The 24146-nt window shown below is 37.8% G+C and carries 24 protein-coding genes and 1 tRNA gene; 19 read left to right on the top strand and 6 right to left on the bottom strand.

Annotated features, from left to right (window positions below):
* The first annotated feature begins 2 nt into the window (after positions 1–2).
* The 3 genes from IPO27_05550 to IPO27_05540 all read left to right on the top strand — a co-directional run bounded on the left by IPO27_05550 (position 3) and on the right by IPO27_05540 (position 2159).
* Positions 3–845 carry an ABC transporter permease gene (locus IPO27_05550; protein ID MBK8846057.1) on the top strand — a complete coding sequence of 281 codons (843 nt, stop codon included), beginning with the start codon at positions 3–5 and terminating at the stop codon, positions 843–845.
* Positions 842–1594, top strand: a complete 753-nt coding sequence (locus tag IPO27_05545; GenBank protein MBK8846056.1) for an ATP-binding cassette domain-containing protein — start codon at positions 842–844, stop codon at positions 1592–1594. The genes IPO27_05550 and IPO27_05545 overlap by 4 nt, the downstream gene beginning before the upstream one ends.
* 274 nt (positions 1595–1868) lie before the next feature.
* Positions 1869–2159, top strand: coding sequence for a hypothetical protein (locus tag IPO27_05540; GenBank protein MBK8846055.1), 291 nt, complete (start codon positions 1869–1871; stop codon positions 2157–2159).
* A gap of 116 nt (positions 2160–2275) precedes the next feature.
* Here the strand turns inward: IPO27_05540 and IPO27_05535 are convergent, their stop codons facing one another.
* The 3 genes from IPO27_05535 to IPO27_05525 are packed head-to-tail and all read right to left on the bottom strand — an operon-like array spanning position 2276 to position 5227.
* The gene (locus tag IPO27_05535) at positions 2276–3208 is read right to left on the bottom strand and encodes a T9SS type A sorting domain-containing protein (protein ID MBK8846054.1); all 933 of its coding nucleotides are present in this window, start codon (positions 3206–3208) and stop codon (positions 2276–2278) included.
* Between the two features lie 4 nt (positions 3209–3212).
* Positions 3213–4718 (bottom strand): T9SS type A sorting domain-containing protein, encoded by a 1506-nt coding sequence (locus tag IPO27_05530; protein MBK8846053.1) that lies wholly within the window; start codon positions 4716–4718, stop codon positions 3213–3215.
* Positions 4718–5227 carry a T9SS type A sorting domain-containing protein gene (locus IPO27_05525; protein ID MBK8846052.1) on the bottom strand — a complete coding sequence of 170 codons (510 nt, stop codon included), beginning with the start codon at positions 5225–5227 and terminating at the stop codon, positions 4718–4720. Before IPO27_05525 ends, IPO27_05530 begins: the two co-directional genes overlap by 1 nt.
* A 170-nt stretch (positions 5228–5397) precedes the next feature.
* Between IPO27_05525 and IPO27_05520 the strand changes: the two genes are divergently transcribed.
* The 7 genes from IPO27_05520 to IPO27_05490 all read left to right on the top strand — a co-directional run bounded on the left by IPO27_05520 (position 5398) and on the right by IPO27_05490 (position 12372).
* A complete protein-coding gene (locus IPO27_05520) occupies positions 5398–6084 on the top strand; it encodes a hypothetical protein (GenBank protein MBK8846051.1) in 687 nt (228 codons plus the stop codon).
* A 10-nt stretch (positions 6085–6094) separates the two neighbouring features.
* Positions 6095–7216 carry a hypothetical protein gene (locus IPO27_05515; protein MBK8846050.1) on the top strand — a complete coding sequence of 374 codons (1122 nt, stop codon included), beginning with the start codon at positions 6095–6097 and terminating at the stop codon, positions 7214–7216.
* Positions 7217–7356: 140 nt separating this feature from the next.
* Positions 7357–9171: an OmpA family protein gene (locus IPO27_05510; protein MBK8846049.1), complete on the top strand. Its 1815-nt coding sequence runs from the start codon at positions 7357–7359 to the stop codon at positions 9169–9171.
* A gap of 64 nt (positions 9172–9235) precedes the next feature.
* The gene (locus tag IPO27_05505; GenBank protein ID MBK8846048.1) at positions 9236–10006 is read left to right on the top strand and encodes a hypothetical protein; all 771 of its coding nucleotides are present in this window, start codon (positions 9236–9238) and stop codon (positions 10004–10006) included.
* 5 nt (positions 10007–10011) lie between these two features.
* Positions 10012–10842, top strand: a complete 831-nt coding sequence (locus IPO27_05500; protein ID MBK8846047.1) for an ABC transporter ATP-binding protein — start codon at positions 10012–10014, stop codon at positions 10840–10842.
* A 4-nt stretch (positions 10843–10846) separates the two neighbouring features.
* Entirely contained in the window at positions 10847–11356 is a 510-nt protein-coding gene (locus IPO27_05495; protein ID MBK8846046.1) for a hypothetical protein, read from the top strand.
* Positions 11335–12372 (top strand): AAA family ATPase, encoded by a 1038-nt coding sequence (locus tag IPO27_05490; protein MBK8846045.1) that lies wholly within the window; start codon positions 11335–11337, stop codon positions 12370–12372. Before IPO27_05495 ends, IPO27_05490 begins: the two co-directional genes overlap by 22 nt.
* 356 nt (positions 12373–12728) lie before the next feature.
* Here IPO27_05490 and IPO27_05485 read toward each other — a convergent pair whose 3' ends face one another.
* Complete coding sequence (locus tag IPO27_05485) at positions 12729–13370, bottom strand: hypothetical protein (GenBank protein ID MBK8846044.1); 642 nt, start codon at positions 13368–13370, stop codon at positions 12729–12731.
* 129 nt (positions 13371–13499) lie between these two features.
* On the opposite strand from IPO27_05485, the gene IPO27_05480 reads away from it, so the two are divergent.
* From IPO27_05480 to IPO27_05465, 4 genes are all read left to right on the top strand, one after another.
* Positions 13500–13850, top strand: a complete 351-nt coding sequence (locus IPO27_05480; protein ID MBK8846043.1) for a hypothetical protein — start codon at positions 13500–13502, stop codon at positions 13848–13850.
* Between the two features lie 614 nt (positions 13851–14464).
* Complete coding sequence (locus tag IPO27_05475; GenBank protein MBK8846042.1) at positions 14465–15043, top strand: hypothetical protein; 579 nt, start codon at positions 14465–14467, stop codon at positions 15041–15043.
* Positions 15044–15463: 420 nt separating this feature from the next.
* Positions 15464–16138, top strand: coding sequence for an SMC-Scp complex subunit ScpB (gene scpB, locus IPO27_05470; GenBank protein ID MBK8846041.1), 675 nt, complete (start codon positions 15464–15466; stop codon positions 16136–16138).
* A gap of 103 nt (positions 16139–16241) precedes the next feature.
* Positions 16242–17054 (top strand): DUF3108 domain-containing protein, encoded by an 813-nt coding sequence (locus IPO27_05465; GenBank protein MBK8846040.1) that lies wholly within the window; start codon positions 16242–16244, stop codon positions 17052–17054.
* A gap of 67 nt (positions 17055–17121) precedes the next feature.
* On the opposite strand, the gene IPO27_05460 is transcribed toward IPO27_05465, so the two are convergent.
* A tRNA-Cys gene (locus IPO27_05460) sits at positions 17122–17192 on the bottom strand.
* Positions 17193–17375: 183 nt separating this feature from the next.
* Here IPO27_05460 and IPO27_05455 point away from each other — a divergent pair.
* From IPO27_05455 to IPO27_05445, 3 genes are read left to right on the top strand one after another with little or no spacing between them, the layout of a single operon-like run.
* Complete coding sequence (locus IPO27_05455; protein ID MBK8846039.1) at positions 17376–18668, top strand: hypothetical protein; 1293 nt, start codon at positions 17376–17378, stop codon at positions 18666–18668.
* Positions 18669–18711: 43 nt separating this feature from the next.
* Complete coding sequence (odhB, locus tag IPO27_05450) at positions 18712–19932, top strand: 2-oxoglutarate dehydrogenase complex dihydrolipoyllysine-residue succinyltransferase (GenBank protein MBK8846038.1); 1221 nt, start codon at positions 18712–18714, stop codon at positions 19930–19932.
* Between the two features lie 48 nt (positions 19933–19980).
* On the top strand, positions 19981–20391 hold the full coding sequence (locus tag IPO27_05445) for a glyoxalase/bleomycin resistance/extradiol dioxygenase family protein (GenBank protein MBK8846037.1): 411 nt from the start codon (positions 19981–19983) through the stop codon (positions 20389–20391).
* Between the two features lie 103 nt (positions 20392–20494).
* Here IPO27_05445 and IPO27_05440 read toward each other — a convergent pair whose 3' ends face one another.
* Positions 20495–22369 (bottom strand): T9SS type A sorting domain-containing protein, encoded by a 1875-nt coding sequence (locus IPO27_05440; GenBank protein ID MBK8846036.1) that lies wholly within the window; start codon positions 22367–22369, stop codon positions 20495–20497.
* Between the two features lie 566 nt (positions 22370–22935).
* Here IPO27_05440 and IPO27_05435 point away from each other — a divergent pair.
* Together IPO27_05435 and IPO27_05430 are read left to right on the top strand one after the other, a co-directional pair.
* Positions 22936–23568, top strand: a complete 633-nt coding sequence (locus IPO27_05435) for a response regulator transcription factor (protein MBK8846035.1) — start codon at positions 22936–22938, stop codon at positions 23566–23568.
* Positions 23569–23733: 165 nt separating this feature from the next.
* On the top strand, positions 23734–24117 hold the full coding sequence (locus tag IPO27_05430) for a tetratricopeptide repeat protein (protein MBK8846034.1): 384 nt from the start codon (positions 23734–23736) through the stop codon (positions 24115–24117).
* Positions 24118–24146 lie beyond the last annotated feature (29 nt).

The following is a 24146-nucleotide window of genomic DNA, read 5'->3' as shown; positions in this document are numbered from 1 at the left end:
ACATGGAGCTTTATTTAAATGCAATAAATTTAGGTTTATGCTATGCGCTCTTGGCACTTGGCTTGTATACCGGTATGCGCGTTTTACAATTGCCTGACCTTACTACGGATGGTACTTTTACACTTGGCGGAGCGATTGTAGCGACAGGACTTGCACAACAAGCCAATCCTATTTTGGTAGTGATACTGGCCGTGTGTGCAGGGGCATGTGCCGGAGGCATAACAGGACTTATACATACAAAGCTTAAGGTACACATTATGCTTAGCGGCATTATTGTGATGACTGCTTTGTACTCTGTTAATCTGGTTATAATGGGCCGCAGCAATTTGCCTTTGGCAAATTCGCCATTCGAATTCACACAACATATAGGGTTATGGTTAACAGCATTTGTGCTATTGGTTATTGTGAAACATTACTTTGTTCTTACCTCCGATTTTGGAATTTTGCTTCGTGCTATTGGAAGTAATGAGGCCATGCTGAAAGCAAATGCTGTGAATACCCCTCTATTAAAAATTAAAGGCCTTGCCATTGCCAACATGTTTACAGCCGGTGCAGGCGCTATGGTATGTATGCTGCAACAATTTGCTGATATTAATATGGGCACAGGCATTGTGGTGATGGGGCTTGCAGCAGTGATGATTGGCGAAGCCGCCCATTCGTTTTTTCCTAAACCGCATTTATTCTTCAGGCTGATGTGCATTGTAGCCGGCATGCTATTATTGCGACTGCTGTTTGCTTTTATTCTTACGCTTGAATTGAATACCGACCTGCTGCGACTTATGCAGGCACTAACTATTTTGCTGGTTGTATTACTTACCTATTCGGCCAAGAAAAAAACTGCATGATCGCACTAGAGAATATATGTGTCACCTTCAATAAAAATACGCCTGACCAGGTGAAGGCCATGCAGCATGTAACGGTAACTATAAACGCTGGAGAATTTGTAACAATTATTGGGCATAATGGTTCTGGTAAATCCACATTCTTAAACGTAATAGCTGGCAGCCTGCAGCCCGATTCGGGAAACATACTGATAGAAAACACAAATGTTAATCGACAAGCAGAACACGAGCGGAGTCGCTTGATAGCGCGCCTTTTTCAAAACCCAACTACGGGCACTATTTCCGATCTGTCAATTGTAGAAAATTTTAGGATTGCTTATTTGCGAAATAATCCGCGTACGCTGTTTAACAGGATCAATTCAGATTTCCGCAAGCAGGTTCAGGAATCGGTTGCAAAAATTGAAATGGGGCTGGAAGCAAAACTAGATTCGTTGGTTGGCAACTTATCGGGTGGACAACGGCAGGCATTATCGCTACTGATGGCAGCACAAAGCAATTGCAGCATACTCATGCTTGATGAACCTACAGCGGCACTCGATCCCAAATCGGCAACATTGGTGATGCATCTTTCAAAACAACTGGCAACCGAAAAAAAACTCTGTGTGCTTTATATTACACATTCGATGCGCGATGCTATTCAATATGGCAATAGGCTTTTACAATTTAAAGATGGGATGATTAATCGTGACTTTATGACTGATGAGAAACGAATACTCAAGCCACAGGATTTAATGGCGTGGTTTGATGAATAAGTAGAAGCTGTAATTTTTTTTTGCCATTTCTGATTCAACATGTAATTAATCTAATTCTGATTTATAAAATTCTAATTCCCTTTTTTCAAAACCATGTTATACTATCGAAAATAAAAAGCAGAAAATTTCTGACAAGAACGGTAGCGTTTCGATGGTGTTAAATTGGGTGGTGAAGGCCATGGATTTGTAATGAGTGCGAGAAGGTGAACATGGTAAATCTGGATTGTAAATTCGGATGAGTGGTGGAAAATAATTTGGTACATCCGCATTGCAAATGCGGACGAGCGGTGGGGAAATTAAATATCGTTTTCCAAATACGATAGTTATTGAGCCTGTGAGCATTGCCGAAAATTGCCGCATTAGCGATTCTATTATAGGCCCTAATGTATCGATTGGCGAACACACCATTATTAGCACATCAATAATAAGCGATTCTATAATTGGTTCATACTCACAACTCGAAACAGCCACCTTGCATCATTCTGTTATTGGCAGCGATGCATATCTTAAAGGCTTTAGCCAAAGTTTAAATATTGGTGATAGTACGGAGATTGATTTTAGTTGATGGTCGTCAAATTTTTATCTTTCCCTTCAAGCTTACTTCAAGCTGATAAAGTTTGAAAAATATATTTTATAAAATTGTATCATCTTACAAATCTAAATCTTCAATTTTTAATTTCCTCAATCCTCCTTCAACACCTTGGCCACATACACATTTTTACCAGCACTTATTTTTACAAAATACAGCCCAGCGGGTTGTTCGGTTATGTCAATCTCATTTTTATTTGAAATTGTAAATGATATTTCCTGACCGAATGAATTATAAATTTTTATTGCATCGAAACGAAAATCTTTTGGCAAATAAAATTTGCCATTGTTAGGATTGGGGTAAATGCTAAATACAATATTATTTAAAATAGGTGTAAACCCGCTTGGAATATACGGATAACAAGTGCTACCATTATTTGGATACAAACTTAGCGTATCCATAGTAAAGCATTTTAAAATGTACAAATCAGAAATGCCATCCCATAACCTTTCAATTAATCCGCCTTCACTTCCAATTCCTTCTACAATTCTACGAAAAGTACCTGGTTGCCCTGCATAACCGACCCAATATGCCTTGCGGTAAGTTCCATCACTAAGCAACACAGAATCCTTCATTTTTACTTTAACTGGTAGAGTACCACCATACATATTGTAAATATCTAACGGTAAGGTATCGCCTACATGCACATCAAAAGTATAAAGTAGTTTGTCATTACTGCTATCGGCTTCAAGCCAATATACTTTTTTTGCAGCTGAATCGTTGCGATAGGCGCCCGCATAATTGCTGATAGTATCTTTTGGGTATCCGATAAAGCACACTCTTTCTAAGCCTGTTACCCATACTTTGTGATATATTAAGTTGTTAATTACACTATCACCATAGCTAAAGTAATCTAAATCTTGACAAATAGAAGATCCATCCCATTTCACACTCCACATTGCACCATTGTTTGGAAATGGATGATACACATTGGTTTGACTTTGAGCAACGTATATACTCATAGTTAACAGTAAGAAGAACAATAGTTTTTTTCCCTCCTTGCGGGATTGCACTTTGGTTAACATGATTTTATTTTTTTATAATTTTTGTTGATAGAATATTTGAACCATTTTTTAATCTTAATAAAAGTATACCATTTGGTGCTTGGCGCAGGTCAATATGTATATCTGTATCTCCAAATGGTAATGCACGTACATTTTTTATTTGTCGACCAATAGCATCAAACACTTCTACTTGCACCGGGCCTTGATGTGTAAAGCGAACAATACAAAAATCGGTTGTTGGGTTTGGAAATACAAAAGGCAAATCTGTTTTATGCAATGTTGTTTCATTTATGCCCAACCAACAATTGGCACTTTGGCATCCGAGGCTATCAAATTTTATAACCCAACCATCAGTATTGTAAGGTATAGTACCAATGCGCATACCTGTGCATGCAAAGCCACCATCATGGGTACGGGCAATATTAAAAAAGTAATCAATATAACCCAAACTATCTATCTTTATGGTTTGGGTCCAAAGGGTATCTAAGGCACTGTCAAGTTTTACTATGTACCCATCTGCTTCATAGTTGCCAGGAACTGTATCAAAAATATTTCCACTAATTATAAAACCACCATCTGCTTCCTCAATCGCATTCCAATATTCTGAACGTTGAAGTGGACTGCCATGAACTTTATATTTTAAAATATTACCTGCCGAATCAAATTTTACAATTAACCCATAATTCTCATTGGTGCCTTGCCCCCAGCTTTTATTATTAACACCAATAGAAAGAAATTTGCCATCTTTAGTTTTCATCAAATTTTGGATAGCTGTTGCGCCAATACCGTAAACATATTTACTCCATGCTATCTTCTTATTATCGTCCATTTTAGCCAACCAAATTAGTGGTGGCGGTCCACCAGGAGCGTTTTGCGCCATACACCCCAGTATATAACAACTATCATCTGTTGCGGCTATGGCATATCCATTTTGCCAATATGGTTGGGTTAACGTTGTGTCCCATAGTTGGTTCCCCATTGAGTCGGTGCGGAGTATCCAAATATCCATTGTGTCGATTGCGTTTGAGGAGAATCCAATTCCAATATAACCTTTGTCATAGGACTCTATAACGTCTACAATTGCATAGTTGAACGTGCCATTGCCAAGGTATTCCCTTTTCCATATTGTATCCAATTGCGTATTCAATTTTAATAAAATAGCTTTACTATAGGCAAGCGAATTATCATAGTCTTGTCCACAACTTAACATGTAGCCATCTTTTAATTTTATCAATTTAAAACCTAAAAAATAATGATTTGGATAACCATATTGCTTCGATAAAATTGGTACGCCTTGATTGTTGAGTTTTGTAAAAATGGTAACAAGCTCACCATTGGTTACATTTTGCGAAACTAAGTTTATTACATACGTACTATCGTTTTCATATTCAACAATTGAACGAATAGTTTCGCCACGAAATGCCGAATCGGGCAAACCGCTACTATACGTATTATTAAAATAAACCTGCCCTTTGCACGTAAAAACAAAAAGTACAAAGGGCAGGAATAAGTATGGCGTTAGTTTTGCCATTATTTTAAGCAAATTATTTTTATGGTTTCTGTTGGCTTGCCATCGCATATAAGTTGGCAAAAATAAACGCCATTACCATTAAGTTCACTTGCATTGATTGGTAATTCATATTTACCTGCAACCAATTGCGTTTGCAATATTGCTCGTCCTGTAATATCAACAATCCTCATACTCCAGGTTTGCCCTATCGGTATTGAAACTTGTATAAACGTAACATCCGCAAAGGGATTGGGCGAAGCCAACATTGTTGCCAGTTCAAAATTCTCTGTTTTTATAATCTGTTGCTTTGCAAACCCTTCTTTAGCATTGGTGCGAAACGTGAACGATTTGTTTAAAAACTCAATGTATGCTAATGCAACGGGTGCTATACTAGTAGCAGAGTTGGCAACAGTTGTGATGGTATTGCGTTGCCAAGTGGTTACTTGGTCCCATCTCTTATTATTGTTTATCAAATTGATAAGTACATTATAATAACTGGCAAACTTGGCATCTTCGTTATTAAATTTCATTGCTTCAAAAATAGTTATAAATTTTGAGATGCATAGATTATGTTTTTGTGAGGAAGCCACGGATACTCCATCAAGAAAATGTTTTTAACGGGTGGACAACGCTTTTCTTACAAATGAAATAACGGTGGCGTATTGTAATAATTACTACTTTTGAACCTAAAATTTATTCTATGGGCGAGAAATCATTTAACTGGAAAACCCTGTTTATAACAGATACCGAAGACAGCAAACCAAAAGAAGAGATAGCGGGCAACAACAGCAAGCCGGGCAATAAAGCAGAAACTAAATTTCCAGAAACGGCAGGAATTACTCATTCTACAGTTGTAACATCATTAAACCCGAATAATCCTTATTTAAACGAAGTGATTGATGTTTATCAAAAAGGTTTCGATTCGCTCAACCTTCCTGATTACGATTTTTTCGAATTTTATAAATCTGTTGTAACAGTTGGAGCAAATAATCCTCAAAGCTTTCAAATGGCGTTTGCGATGGGAAAATCGATAAAACCAGATTTATCTAAAGACATGTTGATAGAGAAATCGAAGTTTTATATAAATGAAATAGAAAAGGTGCACACCAAATTTGCCGGCACAGGTTTGAATAAACGCAACGAACTTGCCAATGCCCAAAAGCAGGAAAATGTGGACCTCACAATTGCCATTAACGATATTGAAAAAAACATTATGCAATTGCAAAAAGAATTGAACGAAAAAAAATCCGAGTTGCAAAAACTGGAGCAAAAATATGTGGCGCCCATTTTAGAAACCGACCATAAATTGCAAGCAAACAATCACGCTAAAAATAAAATGGTTGAGTCTATTCAAAATATTGTCAACGGAATAAATCAATACTTATAATAAAAGATATATGAACAAATACGAACAAGAAAAAGCTAACCTTCTCGAACTGCCAATATTAAAACACTTTGACGAAGCCAAAGGCGAAATTGCTTTGCGTACCGAAGATTTGAAAAAAAATCAGAAGCCACTATTTTGGCTTTTGAGTTTAGGACTTTTGGGAACTGCCGGTTATTTAACATGGACATATATTTTACCTCCATTATTCACCATGCTTGGTCAGGCTATTGCCTTATCGGCAACGGGAGTTTTTCTCATTTTTTTAGCCATGATGTTTCCTGTTATTATGAAAGGGTTGCGATTTGCCACCAAGAGTTTGCATAAATCTTTAATAGAAAGCAATCCTTTTGCTGAGCTCGAAGAGCAAAAAATGAAGATGATAAAAAACCGTGATGTGTTTAAAAATACAAAAGCGAAATTGAAAGCGTTGAAATCGAATATGGAGGTTGAGGCATCGAAATCGGAAAAGGAAGCAAAAACTTTTCAGGAAGAATTATTGAGTTTACAGCGTCAAGCCGAAAAGCTTAAAACCACTATGGAAGACATGGTGAAAACAGCTGGCAATGCTGCAAAAGATACTGATGAATATGTTACGTTGCAAAGTGATTTAGCAAAAAAGCTCAGCAACTCGCAACGCATTTCACAGCAGTACGAGCAGAGTAAAAATTTTATTCAAAAGTATGGTTCGCGTGCAAATATATTAGGCAAAATGGATCGTAAACTTACACTTGCCGGCACTGCTATCGATATAAAAATTGCCGACTTCGATACTACAATAGTAATGTTGCGCAAGGAATTTGAATTTGCTAAAAATGCCAAGGCTGCAACCGAAAGTGCAAAAAGTGCCATGCTGTTTACTAAAGACTGGGAACTGGAGTATGCACTCGATGTGGTAACATCAACTATTGCTCAGGACATTGCCCGCACGTCCGAAAATTTGATAGACATTGATAATCTCACAGCACAATATTCTGTCGACAACGATGAGTTGTATGCACGTCTTGATAAGCTTGCCGATGAAATAAAAACAGGTGATAGCAAAGTGCCCGATTCGACAAAATATAATAATCCCGATTACAAACTCACCAAAGACGACAAACAAAACAGTGGTGGATTTGGCGATATTTTTTAATTCATATCATTAATTTTTTTGGGGTGCAAAAATTTACCGGCATCAAAAAATTTTACCTTATAAATTGTATCATTTTAAAAAAGTATTTCAAACACATATTATAGAAATTCAAAAACAGAAATTATAAATCAAATAAAAAAATGGGAAAAATTCTTCGTACTCAAAAACTTACTACCTTATCCGAATTGCTGATTGTGCTGGTAGTAATAGGCGGAATACTTGGCGCTATTTATTTTATATCGCCCGGAATAAAAACATCAATATCGAAAAAACTCGAAGGCATTGACGTAAACAAAGCCGATGTAAATAATGTAGTGAATGCTGATAAAATTGCATTGCCTGCAAAAGACGAATCGAGCGAAGTAAGCAGCAAACCAAAAATTCGTATTGCCGGTTATGCCTGGAATGCGCAATCGGGCATCATAGTTGCCAACGGAGGGCCGGTTACTACAAAAGGATCGTTGATGGAAAAAAATAATGTGAACCTTGAAATTATCCGTCAGGATTGGTTATCGGAATTACGCAATATGCAAATGAAATTTATCGAAGAGTACGATCAGGGTGAGGCGTTTCCGCAATCGGATAAAAGTGTTTTTGCTGTAATGATAATGGGCGATGGTGCTCCGTTTTATATTAGCTCGGTACAAAAGTCGTTAGACGAAAAATATGGCAAGGATAAATATCATCTGCAAGTGATGGGCGCTTTGGGAATGAGTTATGGTGAAGATAAATTAATAGGCCCACCGGCATGGAAATCAAATCCAAAAAGCATGAAAGGCGCATTGATATCCACTGTACTTGGCGATGGCGATTGGGTTACTACTGTAAATTATTGTTTTGCAAATGGGTTGAAAGTAAATCCCGATCCCACAACGTATGACGAAGATGCAGTAAACTTTTTTCCATCGGAAAACGATGATTATATGAAGGCTGCCGAAGAACTTATAAAATCGCAAACTACTGGATGGACTGTTTCGTTGAAAGGTGTGAAAGAAGGCAAGCTAACCGGTAAAACAGTGAGCCGCAAAATTGATGGTTGTGCTACATGGACTCCGGGCGATAAAGTTGTGTTCGACAAATTATCGGGCTTTGTTGATATAGTTTCTACCAAAGAATTTAATAATCAAATGCCTGTTGCATTAATAGGAGTAAAAGAATGGGCCACAAAAAATCCTGATATGGTTTCCAATATTTTAAAAGCATCGCTTACTGCTTCAAACCAAATGAAAAATTATGACGATTGGCGCATGCGTGCAGCCGAAGCAGTAACGGCAACATATAAAATTGAAAATGCCGATTATTGGTATAAAATGTTTCAGGGTCAGCAAGGCACAAAAAATGGTTTAACTTATAACATGGGTGGTTCTAAGGTTTTTAACTATGCCGATGCTATGCAATATTTTGGAATCACCGATGGAGTAAATCGATACAAATCTGTTTACAATCAGGTATCAAATTATTTGACAGAATTAAATCCTTTTGGGTTTAACGAAAACGTTGGTGGTGTGGTTCCTTACGACAATGCAGTAAATTTATTTTTCTTAAAAAATATAAACGACATAGAATCGACTGCCCCCGAAAAAGTTGATTACACCGAAGAGAAGAAAGAGGTAATGGCATCGGGCGAATGGAAAATAAATTTCAAAACCGGTAGTGCAGATATATCATCAAGTTCGACAACAGAGCTCGAAAAAATTTATAATTTATTGATACAGGCTGAAAACACAAAATTGAATATTGTGGGCCATACCGATAATCAAGGCGATGATGCAACTAACAATATGCTTTCGAAAAGCAGAGCACAGGCAGTAGTAAATTATTTGAAACAACGGGGCATACCTCAAACGCGTTTTCAAATTGTAGATGGTAAAGGTGAAACAGATCCTGTAGCGACAAATGATACCGAAGCTGGCCGTGCACAAAACAGACGCGTAGTAATTACATTGTTGAATTGATTTTAAATTTCGTTTCATCCCTTCAAGGGTTTCAAACCCTTGAAGGGGTGAAATAAAATATAGCATGAAAAAAATATTTATTCCGCTCGAAAAAATATCAAAACAAAACAGGACGCTATTAATTCTGGTTTGGATTGTGTTATTGATTGTTTTATGGTTTGCAGGCACGGCAGGCGAGAAGCATTTGTTTCCCAACCCTGCTCAGGTAGCAAAAGGCTTTTCCGATTTGTATAACGAAGGATTGGTAACGCACATTTTTCATTCACTGCAATTGTGTTTTATTTCTATTTCGCTTGCCATTATTGTTTCATTATTTTTTGCATACCTGTGGCCTGTACCTGTAATGAAACCTGTGTCGGAATTTATTACCAAGCTGAGGTTTTTACCTTTCACCGGATTGTCTTATTATATCACTTTACTTATAAGCGATGCACGCGATATGCAGATTTGGATACTTGTAATTTTTCTTACTACGTTTCTTACCACATCATTGATTGCGGTTATTCGCGATATACCTCAGGAAGAATTTGACCACGCAAAAACATTGAAGTGCAGCCGTTTCGAAACATTGGTGCAAGTAGTAATTTTAGGCAGACTCGATTATGTTATTGATGTGATACGCCAAAATCTTGCCATCACATGGATGCTTATTGTTACTGTTGAATCTATAGTTGTTGCTTCGGGCGGGTTAGGTTTCCTGATAAAAAATTCCGATAAATTTATGAATCATGGCCGCATCATTGCTTTGCAAATTATTATTTTGTTGATAGGTCTTGGTTTAGATTATGGCATTAATTTTTTACGTAAAGCTTTGTTCCGGTTTTCAAAAATATAATTTCAATGGATTACCAATTAGGACAAACTTTATTGTTTGTCGAAAATTTAAGTGTAGCGTACGATGGTGTTACCATTATAAAAGACATCAATATTATTGAGAAGGATGTTACGCGCAAAGGGATAGATGCTACCGGCCAAACCATCGCAATTGTGGGCCGTTCGGGGCGTGGAAAGAGTACACTTTTCAAAGCGCTTACAGGGCTTGTTACCCCTGCAACCGGTAAAATATTGATAAAAGATTTTAACAGCAAAGCCGAAGATGCAGCAAAAAATATAAAGGAAGGCGATATAGGTTTTGTCGATCAGAAGTATACTTTGTTCAGACATAAAACGGTGATGCAAACTTTAAAATTTGCTTTGCGCAAAAAATCCTTGTCTGAAACGGAGAAGGATAAAAAAATAAAAACTTATATTGAAAATTGGGGACTTGAATCATGTACCGATAAATATCCCAACGAATTATCGGGTGGGCAACGTCAACGCACAGCAATCATCGAACAGGTTTTTTCGTCCGAACTTTTTATCATTCTCGATGAACCTTTTTCTGGATTAGATGTTGGCAACATAGAAGAAGTACGCAAAACTTTCCAATTGCTCAACGCATCAAGCGAATATCACACAGCCATTTTTTCGACACACGATATTGAACTTGCTATTGAACTTGCACAATGCATTTATGTTGTGGGCTACCCTACGATTAAAGGCGAAAAACAAAATTACGGAACCATTATTGGCAAATATGATTTGCGCGAAATGGGCATTGCCTGGAAAGAAAATGCCGAAGAACGAAAAAAACTCATGGCCGAAATAGTACATCAAATGATGCTTTCATAAACGAATGGAAAAAAACAATAACATTCGTAACACACTTTCGTTTCTCGAAAATTATCTGTCGGAAATTACAAAGGCCGTATTGAATCAAGCCAACAAAACGGAGTATTTTTTCGATAAAACTTATATGACTTTGTTGAAGAAGCAGTGTGACGAGATTGTTATTTTTTGTGATGAAATTGAGCGCGACCGCAAACTTTGCGAATCGATAAACCTTGAAATAAAAGCTGCCAATAATATTGCCACACAGTTTACCATCAGGCAATTTTTTATTTCCGATTGTATTGCATTATATCGTCAGTTAAATAAATATCACACCGAAAAATCAGGCTTCACCATTGCATATTTTTATGATGCTGTTTTCAATAATCATTTTGCAAACGAAAATGCCATCGATACACTGAACGAAATTTTATCGCAGCCCGAATTCAAAAAACATTTGCAGGGAATATTGGATAAAAATCAAATCAGGATAAATACCAATGACGATAAAAAATGTTTTTGCCATCGGCATTGAAAAAAAATAATCATCCGCTCTTCGAAAAAATAAAAACCGCTTACAATAATTTTGTTGCCTTGATTTTAGAAAAACATCAGGTAGATAAAACACAACCCGAAATTCAAAAAATATTAAACCAAATTGCAAACCCCGATGTAAGTAAAAATACGGATGGTATACCCGATGATGACACACTTGAAAAAGTGTTGGCCGAATTGCAAGCCATGATTGGTTTAGAAGAAGTGAAAAAGGATATCAACGATTTAGTGAATCTTATAAAGGTTCAAAAAACACGCGAGCAACAAGGCTTAAAAAATCCTGACACTTCTTTACATATTGTTTTTTTAGGACCTCCCGGCACCGGCAAGACTTCTGTTGCACGTTTGCTTGGCCGCATATACAAACACCTGGGAATGATTGATAAAGGCCATCTTGTAGAAACAGATCGCGAAGGAATGGTGGCAGGTTATGTTGGACAAACAGCTATTAAAGTTGACGAAATTGTGGAGCGAAGTATAGAAGGTGTTTTGTTTATTGATGAGGCTTATTCGCTTTCGCAAAATGTGATGGGCAACGATTTTGGCAAGGAAGCAATTGATGCACTTGTAAAACGTATGGAAGATAACCGCAAGGATCTCGCAGTAATTATGGCCGGCTATACCGAACCTATGAAAGAATTAATCGAAAGCAATCCTGGTTTACGTTCGCGCTTCAACCGGTATTTTAAGTTCGACCATTTTACTCCCGAACAGTTGCTCGAAATTTTTAAGACATTTTGCACCAAATCCGATTTTATAATTGATGATAATGCTTCCGAAAAACTCCACGATACATTTAAACTGCTTTACGAAAAGCGCGATGAAGGATTTGGTAATGCACGCGTAGTGCGTAACCTGTTTGAAAAATGTGTTCAAAACCACGCCAACAGAATTGTATCGATACTTGAACAATCGCCCGAAGTATTAAAAACCCTCACCGAAGCCGATATTCCCGAACCTAAAAAAACAGTGGCGCAGGTTTATTTTTCGGTGTAAGAAGTTTTGCAATGTGATGCGTTTTTCTTATAACAATCTGTCAATCCCAACTTTTGAATTTAACTGATTGCTGTTATAAAATTAAAACAATATACCTTGCAGTCTGTGCATCAATAATGAGCTATATGCAATTTGGTTTGTTTTATTTTTAATTGGGTTCCGTTGTTTTTTATTTTTTCGTCTTGCTTAGTTTCATCAGCTAAAAAATCGTTGTAGTATGCTATTATCTTGTTGTATGCAACGGCTGGTTTTTAATTTGGCACATCAGCATTGCAAATGCAGACGAGCGGTTGAAGTTTTCAGGAATATAAAAGCTAATTCAATTTAGTGGCAAAAGCAATATGCGCAAAAAACAATTACTCAATCTTTAGCGTCACCTGAGCGTTTAGGGTTCCATTAAAATCTACCGTTGATTCTATAACCTTTACCCTGTTGATGGCATAACCTAAAATGTTTTGTGTGTTGTATTTTCCTGCATTAAGAGCAACATTAGTTTGGAACTGATAATGGCTTAAGGTGGTCAGCTTACCCGAAGTAAAAGGTCCGCCAAATTTATATTGATTGCCTGCGGCATCGGTTGTAAGTAAAAACAACGTATCAGCCGAAGTATATGCATTTGTAACATTCAGATTAATAGTTAGGTTGGTTAGAGGTTTGGTAAATAGCAAAACTCCATCTAATGGGTCACCACTTTTATAATTGTAAATTACCTTTTCGGTTTGGCTAAATTGCAAAGTAAAAATTCCCTGGTCGTTAGACTCGATATTAAAAGCACCTTGATTGTTGGTATATGTTGATGCTATTACTTTGCCCGGCTGATAAGGAAAGCTGGTTGTTGCTTCTTTGTATAGCTCCACCTTCTTATTAGGGATTGGTGCAGCAATCGAATTTTGATAAACCGTTCCGGTAATGATATAGGCTGTATCTCCATCATTTTTGCATGATGCAAAAATGGAAACAACCACTATTAACAATAAATCTGCTTTGCTATTTCTCATATCCGTACTCCTAAGAAATCTTATGCCAAAATTATAGGCTTTTTGGAATCATAGATTATATTCATTTCATTTACATGCTCCAATAAACAACAGAAAAATACATTTGCCAAAAAAATAAAAAAACCAGAAATGAAATTAACCGGAATTTTTACGATAGCAGTATTAAGTTTCTTATTAACTTTTGCAACCGATGTAAACGCGCAAGCTAAAACCAAAAAAGCTGCGGCAACGGTTGAAAAATATGTATGTCCCAATTGCAGTCTTGTTGCAGACAGTGCCGGCCGTTGCAGTTATTGCAAAATGCAGGTTTGCAAAGTTGGAGGATTATATTGCACGCATTGTGGCACATCGCCCAGCGATAGCGGCAAATGTGTTTACTGCAAAAACACCATGCTTGTAATGAAACTGCCAAATCCGAACTATAAAATAGGCCGCAACCCGGGAACCCAACCTAAATCCGACACTACGGATACGAAATAAAAAAAAGGCCGCGTGTGTTGCGGCCTTCAAAAGTTGTACTTTTAAAAAGAGTGTTAGTAATGGTTGTGTAACACTTTTCGATTAAGTCCCTTTCCTTTTTCTTTTTGAGTGTGTATGTATCAGGAATACGATGCAAAGAAACATTATGTGTGAGTACCTGTCAATCACTAGAAGTAGTGAATTGACTTTATCTCTTGCAGTGCATATACTATTACGGTTACAATAGTATTTTTTCAGTCTCCCTTTTTATGCGTAAAGCTAGTGTCAAAGGCCTTCCCGGGCAATAGAGCAAATACACCATTGCGTACCGCACATTACACCTATATATAGTAGCCTTCACAACAAGGGAAAACCCCTGAAAAGTAAAATGGATGATAACGCCCTTGATTAAGGGTATGCCGACATGCTACTTTTGTCGTGTAATTAAACAATAGCCATAACAAGTAACCAATTAAAAAAAAGAAAGATGAAAGCAACATCAAAAGTAGTATCAACCCTGGCGCTAGCGATAGCATGTGCCAGTGCAATTGCTCAAGGCCCCGAGTTGAAAAAAGGCCTTCGCCTGCAAACCGAATTTAAGACGCAGGTTTTGGAAAGTTTTAAGAGATTAAAATTTGAAAGCGACAGGAAACAACATAGAATGGAATTTTGCTGCCAGCAAATTCAAACCAAATGGTGATGAAATTTATGTAGTAAATCCTAAAGATGTAAGCGTTACCAAAGGATTTCCCGAAGCAACACACGTTAAAAAAATAATGAATGGTGGCGAAAGCGTTGCCTATGAATACCTTCGGATAGACTCATCAACGTTTGAATACCTCGGTAACGTGACAACCGAACTTTCGTTCAACCTGGTAAAGTACAATGACACGCAACTATTGTTGCGCTTACCAATGAACGTTGGTGATAAGTTTACCGATGCCTTTGAGATGCACAAAGGAAATACAGCCTTGGTACAAACTGAATACGTGGCTTCAGGTAGTTTGCTGCTCCCATTTGGCACCTTTCAAAATGTTGTCCTAATTAAGACCACCTATGATTACGGAGTTGTTGAATACAAATGGTATCAGGTAGGCGAAGGTTTGCGACTATTAATGGCATCTATAGACCATCCTGATTACTACTACACCGTTGTGTTTAGAAATGACTTTGGCTCTTTTGCATCAAATACAGACTCTTCTAAAAACAAATAAACTGAACCGTTAACCCATTTTTGTATAGTTCTTCATTGGAAAGCAACCTGAAAAGGTTGCTTTTTTTTTGCTCTAAAAAATAATCCGTTTTGAAATAACGTTTCAGTGGTTTATAAAATTGGAGTATCCATTTTACCTCCTTCTAAGCACGGCATATTCAATAAGAATTAATAAGCAGGGCCGAAAATTTGTGCTACTTGTTTTTCCTTTATACACAAGTAGCAACCTTATTTGGTACTTGCTGCTTAGCCACTCCACGGCACATTTTAACAACTCTTTTTAATTCTAGAAGAAAAAATATCAATCAGGAAACAGCACCAATCTTGAGTTTTAACTAATCGTTTAGTTGTGCCTTAAAACTAAATTCCCATTCAAATTCGAAAAAAACTTACCTTCGCATCCCTTCAGAAATTTAAGAAAATGGAATTACTAAGACAAAACATAGAAGCCCTGATATTTGCCTGCGAAACAAGCATAACTCTTGACGAAATAAAAAGTTGCCTTAAATCTGTTTATGGCTGGGAACTTACCGATGAGGAAGTGAAATCATGCATTGATGCCATTCGCGAGAAGTATGAAGATGATGAATACAGCTTTGGTCTAAATGAGATAGCACGAGGATATCGTTTTCTGAGCAAGCCTGCCTTCTATGGAGCTATCCAAATATTTATAGCACAAAAAAATAAAAAACGTTTAAGTACTGCTGCCCTCGAAACGCTAAGTATTATTGCATACCGACAACCAATTTCGAAAGCGGCCATCGAGCAAATTCGTGGAGTAAGTTGCGACTACAGCATTCAGAAACTACTCGAAAAAGAATTGATAGAAATAGAAGGAAAAAGCGACCTACCCGGCAAGCCGTTGGTTTATGCTACGAGTAAAAACTTTATGGATTACTTTGGTCTAAAAGACTCTGCTGACTTGCCCAAGTTAAAAGACATTATACTAGATGAGAATACGATAGGAATTCCGGCCGAAGCCATGCTTGATATCGAATCAGCCACCCTAAGTATTGCGGCCGAAAATCCCGAAAACCCATCATCAGAGGCCACACTTGACGCTCCGGCAAGCGATGACGCTGGGCAAGAAGTATGAAATTGAGTTAAACAAACCATTCTTTTCTTACATTTGTTGTACTATCAAACATAGTTGGAATACGATTTGATTTAACCATTGCGTTTAACAAATATAAATAGAAATGGTACTTCGTAAAATACGAAAATCAGCAAAAATCATAAGCAGCCTTACCATCTTGCTTATCGTTAGCATGCTTACGCAAGTCATGGCAAATGAGCCCTTGCGTACGCATCCCAACAAAGCATTCCGACCTGGCGAGGTGCTTGAATATCGCCTGCACTATGGCTTTATTGACGCAGGTGAAGCCCGAGTAGAAGTGCACTCACAAACCGAAACATACCTTGGTCGCACCTGTTATCGAGTTACCGGAACCGGCCGCAGCATCGGCACATTTGACCTGTTTTTTAAAGTGCGCGATAAATATGAGAGCGTAATTGACTCACAGGCCATTATTCCATGGCGTTTTATACGCAATGTAGACGAAGGAGGATATAAGATAAACCAAAACGTTTATTTTAATCACTTTAATAATACCGCGAAGAGCGAAAAATCGCTTATGACTACTCCCGAACATTTGCAAGATTTAATATCAGCATTCTACTATGCTCGCACCATCGACTTTAACCGCATTAAAGAAGGTGATGTAGTGCCAATACAAGCCTGGTTAGACGATCAGGTAATCCCTTTGAACGTGCGTTTTATAGGTCGTCAAAAAGTTAAAACACGGTTAGGAACCTTTAGGTGTATTGCCTTACGCCCGCTTTTGCAGCAAGGCCGTGTGTTTAAGGATAATGAGGACATGACCATTTGGGTAACCGATGATGAAAATAAAATACCTATCCGACTTGAAGCCAAGATAATGGTAGGCTCAGTAAAAATGGATCTGAAAAAATTTAGCGGATTGAGTAATCCATTGGCACTTGAAAAAAAATAAAGATACCTGCCCCTTAACCAGGCAATAAAAAAAAACCTCCCACATGGGAGGTTTTTTGTTTTTGTTGAGGTCCCGAGCGGATTTGAACCGCTGTACAGGGTTTTGCAGACCTCTGCCTAACCACTCGGCCACAGGACCTTATTTGAACGAGCGCAAAAGTAACAAAAATTAATAACCTCCAAATTTTTTAATCATCAACTTGTTTTCTTATTGGGTAATTTTTTATAAACGATTGCCTGTTTACTTTTGCAGGAAAGTCCACCATTGTTGGTTTTGTTTTTTTTCATTAATTTGCTCCAAAATAACTAAACCGATTTTTTTATGAATAAATATTCTTTACTCCTAATTGCCTTTATGGCGCTTCTGTTTGACAAGGCAAACAGTCAGATTTGCGATACAACCGGAAATGTTATCATTTACAGTAACTACGATGGTGGGCAAATCAATATTAATGTGGATGTAAATATTCCTAACCTGAAAATTGGTGTGGTCAGCTATGAACCCGTTACCATCAGCCTTGGAGGCCCTTTTGTAAATAATATTACGGCAGTGCATTTTGCAGGATATTACACAACTACCAATAAACATTGCAACAATACACCAACCCAAACCAATATTGTAGGTGCACCGCAAGGAACAGACACCATAGTATTTTACCCGCCATCGCCAATTCAAACGCAAAACGGGTGGCCAAATATTCTTTGCAATTACGATTGCGACACCATTAATAATCAAGGAGGATGCAACACCCCCGATCAGGTAGTTGCTTATTTTATGCAGGTTTTTGGAGGTACCATGCGCTATCATTTTACACAATATGGTTGCTGGCAAGGGGTAAACAATGTGAGTAGTGGCGGCAATTGTTGTATTGGTTATACGCCAAATGCCTTGCCACTGGCAGCCTTCGGCAGCAGCGATACCATATTTTGCGATAAGCAATGCATTGACTTTACCGATTTATCTTCAGGTAATACAACTTCGTGGTTGTGGACATTTACAGGAGCAAATCCATCTGCCTCAACTTTGCAAAATCCTCAAAGTATTTGCTACAACAATTACGGTTCATTTGATGTACAATTAATTGCATGCAATGCAGCTGGCTGCGATACCATCCTTATGCCCAATTTCATTACCGAGCTGCAACTACCAACCATACATTTGATAATAAATCAAAATGATACACTCATATGCAATACAACCAATGTAACGTATGCCTGGTTTAATGTGCTTAATCCTACATTGGTGCTAAGCACCAATGCTACTTTTATTCCTACGGTAGCCGGCAGCTATTATATAGTAATTACCGATAGCAACAATTGCAGTGTGCCTTCTGCAACTACCGGTGTAAGTATTGGCTTTAGTGAAATTAACGAAGCGGGCATCGCTATTTATTATGATGGCAATACGCAATCATTACTTATTAATGCAACTACCAAAAACGAGATAAGTCGCATTGTTTTGATAGACGGCAATGGTAAAATGGTGTACGAAAAAAATATCCGTATTAATGGAAATGTAAGCATGCCCGTGTCGCGCCTTAGTAACGGAAGTTATGTTTATCAAGCGGTGGTCAACGGGCGGTTGGTTTCAGGAAAAATAACTGTGACCAAGTAATAAAAATGCACACCTTTGCGCACCAAAAATTTATAGATAAATAATCATGTTAGAATTGAAAGTGCCGAGTCCCGGAGAAAGTATAACCGAAGTTCAAATAGCACGTTGGCTTAAAAAAAACGGTGATTATGTAGAAAAGGATGAGGAAATTGCAGAGATAGACAGTGATAAAGCTACACTTACCCTAAGTGCCGAAGCAAATGGAATATTAAACATCCTTGTAGAAGAAGGCCAAACCGTTGCAGTAGGCAATGTGGTTGCAACAATAGATACCGCAGCAGCAGCACCGGCAAAAGCAGAAAATAAAGAACAGGTGCTATCTGCACCAAAGCAGGAATCAAAAACGAATGGGGTTCAGGCAGAAAAAATATTGTCGCCTGCAGCCCGAAAAATTGCCACCGAAAAAAATATTATGGTTGAAAGCGTGAGCGGCACTGGTAAAGGTGGACGCATTACCAAGCAAGATATAGTAAGCAGCACGGCAAAAAACACACCGTCATATACACCTACCGATACTACTATTACCACCGGAGAACGAACTGCAACACGCGAAAAAATGAGCATGCTGCGAAAGAAACTTTCGCAACGTTTGGTAGCAGTAAAAAATACTACCGCCATGCTTACCACTTTTAATGAGGTAGATATGAGCGCCATCATGAATTTGCGCACTAAATACAAAGACACCTTTAAAGAAAAGCATGGAGTTGGATTGGGATTTATGTCCTTTTTTACAAAGGCCGTATGTGAATCGCTAAAATTGTATCCCGCTGTAAACGCATACATTGATGGCGAAGAAATTGAATATCACAACTATTACGATATAGGCATAGCCGTAAGTGCACCAAAAGGATTGATGGTACCGGTTATACGCAATGCAGAAACACTTACACTTGCAATGATAGAATCGCAAATAATGGACTTAGCAACGAAGGCACGCGATGGAAAAATTACGATTGAAGAAATGACGGGAGGCACTTTTACCATCACCAACGGTGGTGTATTTGGCAGCATGCTCTCTACCCCTATTATTAATCCTCCACAGGCTGCAATACTTGGCATGCACAATATTGTTGAGCGCCCGGTAGCCATTAATGGCAAAGTGGAAGTACGCCCAATTATGTATGTAGCTTTAAGCTATGATCACCGCATTATTGATGGACGAGAAAGCGTAGGTTTTCTGGTGAAAGTAAAGCAAATGCTCGAAGACCCGATTAAGCTAATGTTTGCTGGCGATGATCCTTCAAAAAAACTATTAGGCCTCTAGGCAAGCGAAAATTGAAAATCAGAATTTAATATTCTAATAAACTAACGCATGCCAACTCAAATTTTTATAAACTTACCCGTAGCCGATGTATCAAAGTCGCAATCACTTTACGAGGCTATGGGTTTTAGTATTAATCCAAAATTTAGTGACGATACTGCCAAATGCATGATTTATAGCGAAAGCATTTTTGTAATGTTGATGCATAAAGATCGTTTCTCATCATTTACCAGCAAGCCAATTGCCGATACCAAAAACAATATTGCGGCATTACTATCGCTTTCGCAAGAGGGAACGGAACAAATGAACCGTACCGCTGAAAGTGCGATAAAAGCAGGGGCAACAGAACCTAACCCCATGAAGGACTACGGCTTTATGCAACTACGCACCATAGAAGATTTTGATGGACATACCTGGGAAATTTTCTTTATGGATGAAAGTAAATTTCCACAGCAAAGCTGAGACGATTTTTTTCTCTTCAAAAAATTAAGAGCATCAACTAATTTTTCAACGGAAAATTTGTTTGAAATTATTTTTATTTGCTATTCTAGTGCTAAATGGGTTGCTAATTAATTTTTGATAAATTTTCCCTTATAACTATAGCCCTATGCCTGATTACAGCATAGTACATTCCTTCTTTCAATTTTGCAATTGAATAATTTTTTGCACTCAACAAGTCAAGATTAGTTAACTGCCCCATTGTATTATAAATTTCCAATGTTGCCGTGCCTATTAGCTCATCAGGAACATTGAAATTAATTATATTGGCAGCAGGATTAGGATAAATGCCTAGCGTATGCGACTTGCTACTATTATCTAGTAATGAAGATGCACCTACTCTAAGGTCGATGGTAGGTACAAAGGCTACCACTATTTCGTTCAAATTAGCCATGGGATCGTTATTTTGCAAATCACAAACGCCACTTGCTAAAGAATTTCCCGGAGCAAAATCACGCTGATACACCATATAAATATTGTTATCTACTTCTTTGGCGAGCGATGCATGAACGCACTCGGCAATTGAAGAGTCGATATAACCCGAGTTGGTCACAACATTATATAAATTGTAAGGCCATGTTTTGCCATAATCATCAGAGGTTGTTGCATATATTTGGAAATAAGATTTGCCAAAATAATTAGTATCGGCCAATTCGTTTATTGCCTGAAAGGTAAGGAATACCTGCGTATCTTTTACTGCTAATGAAGGTGATGCACAGGTGTAAGTATTCCCGTAACGCCCCCATGGCAAATCGTCTATAGAACATGGTGAGTCTAATTCTTTCTTTAAATCAATTTTTCCATTTCCATTCCAATCTCTAACTCCATCAATGTAAACTGGACTTGTCATGGTTTCATTTATGTATCCTATTCCACTTCTTTCAAACATTACATAGGGGTAATCAGCTAGATTTGTGTCGCATTGATAAACTACTCCCCACGCAACATGTACCACTCCTGAATCATCAATTACGCAGCAAACATCACCGCTTGAAGAGGGGAATGTATCAGCTACTCCATTTCCATTAAAATCAGAAATATTTCCAACCGGATTATAACTTCCACCAGGAAAAAAATTGCCTAGCACACTTTGTGTAAATGTAATTCCGCTATCAAGCGATTTATATAAAAACAAATTTTCGAGGGACTTTGTTTTAGTAATAGCAACTTTAGATTTCTTACTACCGATTGCATAACTGTCTCCTATGCATATAGGCTGAGTTCCGTTTATTAATGGAACTACGTTCAACATGGCGCTCCAGGTATTTCCATTGTCATAGCTGTTTAAATAATATAGTGAATCGCCAATGTTAGATCCAATGTAAATAGCATGTATGTTAGTACCGTTAAAACCGCCAACAGCAGCTTTGAACCATGTAACTGTGTATGCGCCCGATATTAATACTGGCTGCCAAACTCCTATTCCAATAGTGTCTCTATAATAAATGCTCATATTAGCTAGCGAGGAAGAATGGGCAATAACCAACTCTCGTCCAGCACCTGTTGTAACATAACTGGGGAACCCTGTCCTCACACTTTCTATTCTGGAATTTACATTGTTGTACCAAGCACTTCCGTCATAATAATTGTAACCTGTTCCTCTGCTTGCGCTGGCAGCCCCATCAGGAATTATTGTCCATGTGGCGCTAACTGTTCCATTCATATGATTAACAATGCGCGGATAAATAGCACCGTTAGTTTGAAGATCATAGTCTGTATGGCCTACTATCCACTCTGAGGTAGAAAATACTCCTGGTGCATATTTTTTTTTTCCGGCTATTGCAACAGGATTTTTTTTCATCGAAGTTGAAAGTGTTTCTTTTAATCGGTTGCTCTTAGCTTTTGTGTTAGCTAATACTTGTTTGCTCCTGGCATTAATACTTTGTGCATCAACATATATAGTTATGGCTAATGCAATTAAAGCGAATAATATTGTTTTCATTTTTTTGGGTATTAAGTTTTAAATCTAAAGAACTAGTGTTTTCGTCTGCGCCTTATTATCGGAGCCAATTCGCGTAAGTGTATAATATGGAATTTGTTTTCTAAATCCATCTTGCTTCTTGTGCAAACTGCAACATTAATAGCAGTGCATCAAATATAGCAACAAAATTCAATTACCAACAAGAAGATTTGTCAAAATTTATTTTGAAAAAAAATTACGAAAGTCAATAGTTGTTTTATTTTGGGGGCTGCTTTTAAGGCACGTCTATATTTGCAATTTACGAAGATGTGAGTCATAGGAACCAATTTAATAGCCTCATAAAAACGATTTCCATCCGTACAATTTTTGCTCTTTTAGAGCCTGCTAAAAATTTATGTTTTGAATTTGTTAGCAGATTTTTTTTGAATACACGATTTGAAGGGCATAACAGCGAACTATGATGAATGCATATTATGCATTAAGAAGTCTATAAGATGAATCTTAAACAGGCACTTCATCGTCTCACATATTTATGTGAGATGGATATCTCTTTATTATCCATTATTTTGCAGCAAATTAATTGAATCATGATTAGAATTTTAGTATTTGAGGATAACAAAGACTTTCTAGAAAGTCTGGTAGAATTGATAAATCAATCGGATGGGCTGGAGGTATGTGGCACATACAGTAATTGTAAAAATGCTGCCCATCTTGTGGCGCATCATCACCCCGACTTGGTATTAATGGACATTGATATGCCCATAGAAAATGGCCTAAATGGATTGCGGGCTATTCGTGCGGCAGGTAGCGAAGTGTGCATTGTAATGCTCACCGTATTCGATGACAATGAACGGGTGTTTCAGGCAGTAAGTAATGGTGCAAGCGGATACATATTAAAAAGTACTACGCCCGAAAGAATAGTAAATGCGATGCGTGAAGCAACCCAAGGCGGTGCGCCTATGACACCTTCGGTAGCCAAGCAAGTGCTAAAACTTTTTTCGCAACCCTTCATGCATTCGAAAGAACTAGAAAGACTTACCTCGCGCGAGCACGATGTATTGTCTTTGCTTGTACGTGGATATAGCTATAAAATGGCCTCTGCCGAATTGCAAATCAGTATCGAAACATTGCGCTACCATGTAAAAAATGTTTATTTAAAATTGCATGTCAATAGTAAGAGCGAGGCCGTAGCAAAAGCTATTCAAAACAGGATGGTGTAATTTAACATGATCAAAAAAAGATTACTAATTGTAATTGCGCTTAGTCAGGTAGCTAACATATGCTACGGGCAACTGTCTACCCTGGGGCCTCATTTAAATATAGATTCATTACAACAATGTCTGGTTAATTCGAAAGCAGACACTACACGAGTCATGCAATTGTAAATGCTTGCCCGCGAGTTGTCCATCAAAAGTCCTGATACTGCATTACAACTAGCCACCCAGGCAGAGTCACTTGCTATTGCCTTGAGATGGTGCAAGGGTATAGCCTTATCCAATATTGTAAAAGGGTGGTGCAATTATGTTACCGGAAATTTTGGCCCCGCGCTTGAAAACAATCTGACAGCACAACAACTAGCAGACAGCATTCATAATGAACATATCGCTGCTATGGCGTACAGCAATCTGGGCCAATTATACGATGCTGATGAAGATTACACACAAGCAATAAATTATTTTAATGAGGCCATAGTTTTAAATTTAAAAGAGAACGACAAATGGAGTTTGGAAAGAAAATATGTTTGTTCAATCTGGCGAAAATGGTTTTGACATCGATGCAGGTGATTTGGCAAGTGGGG

It is taken from the genome of Bacteroidota bacterium (assembly GCA_016714535.1).
Lineage (GTDB): Bacteria > Bacteroidota > Bacteroidia > AKYH767-A > OLB10 > JADKFV01.
Note: the sequence above shows the minus strand (reverse complement) of the source record. Positions and strands in the feature narration are given on the sequence as shown.

Bases quoted from the DNA above. Each gene is read 5' to 3' on its own strand.
- IPO27_05525 (MBK8846052.1), bottom strand. From the start codon at position 5,227: ATGAAATTTAATAACGAAGATGCCAAGTTTGCCAGTTATTATAATGTA.
- IPO27_05465 (MBK8846040.1), top strand. From the start codon at position 16,242: ATGGTACTTCGTAAAATACGAAAATCAGCAAAAATCATAAGCAGCCTT.
- IPO27_05530 (MBK8846053.1), bottom strand. From the start codon at position 4,718: ATGGCAAAACTAACGCCATACTTATTCCTGCCCTTTGTACTTTTTGTT.
- IPO27_05440 (MBK8846036.1), bottom strand. From the start codon at position 22,369: ATGAAAACAATATTATTCGCTTTAATTGCATTAGCCATAACTATATAT.
- IPO27_05505 (MBK8846048.1), top strand. From the start codon at position 9,236: ATGAAAAAAATATTTATTCCGCTCGAAAAAATATCAAAACAAAACAGG.
- IPO27_05445 (MBK8846037.1), top strand. From the start codon at position 19,981: ATGCCAACTCAAATTTTTATAAACTTACCCGTAGCCGATGTATCAAAG.
- IPO27_05535 (MBK8846054.1), bottom strand. From the start codon at position 3,208: ATGTTAACCAAAGTGCAATCCCGCAAGGAGGGAAAAAAACTATTGTTC.
- IPO27_05490 (MBK8846045.1), top strand. From the start codon at position 11,335: ATGTTTTTGCCATCGGCATTGAAAAAAAATAATCATCCGCTCTTCGAA.
- IPO27_05500 (MBK8846047.1), top strand. From the start codon at position 10,012: ATGGATTACCAATTAGGACAAACTTTATTGTTTGTCGAAAATTTAAGT.
- IPO27_05435 (MBK8846035.1), top strand. From the start codon at position 22,936: ATGATTAGAATTTTAGTATTTGAGGATAACAAAGACTTTCTAGAAAGT.
- scpB (MBK8846041.1), top strand. From the start codon at position 15,464: ATGGAATTACTAAGACAAAACATAGAAGCCCTGATATTTGCCTGCGAA.
- IPO27_05430 (MBK8846034.1), top strand. From the start codon at position 23,734: ATGCTTGCCCGCGAGTTGTCCATCAAAAGTCCTGATACTGCATTACAA.
- IPO27_05495 (MBK8846046.1), top strand. From the start codon at position 10,847: ATGGAAAAAAACAATAACATTCGTAACACACTTTCGTTTCTCGAAAAT.
- IPO27_05545 (MBK8846056.1), top strand. From the start codon at position 842: ATGATCGCACTAGAGAATATATGTGTCACCTTCAATAAAAATACGCCT.
- IPO27_05520 (MBK8846051.1), top strand. From the start codon at position 5,398: ATGGGCGAGAAATCATTTAACTGGAAAACCCTGTTTATAACAGATACC.
- IPO27_05510 (MBK8846049.1), top strand. From the start codon at position 7,357: ATGGGAAAAATTCTTCGTACTCAAAAACTTACTACCTTATCCGAATTG.
- IPO27_05540 (MBK8846055.1), top strand. From the start codon at position 1,869: ATGCGGACGAGCGGTGGGGAAATTAAATATCGTTTTCCAAATACGATA.
- IPO27_05485 (MBK8846044.1), bottom strand. From the start codon at position 13,370: ATGAGAAATAGCAAAGCAGATTTATTGTTAATAGTGGTTGTTTCCATT.
- IPO27_05480 (MBK8846043.1), top strand. From the start codon at position 13,500: ATGAAATTAACCGGAATTTTTACGATAGCAGTATTAAGTTTCTTATTA.
- IPO27_05515 (MBK8846050.1), top strand. From the start codon at position 6,095: ATGAACAAATACGAACAAGAAAAAGCTAACCTTCTCGAACTGCCAATA.
- IPO27_05550 (MBK8846057.1), top strand. From the start codon at position 3: ATGGAGCTTTATTTAAATGCAATAAATTTAGGTTTATGCTATGCGCTC.
- IPO27_05455 (MBK8846039.1), top strand. From the start codon at position 17,376: ATGAATAAATATTCTTTACTCCTAATTGCCTTTATGGCGCTTCTGTTT.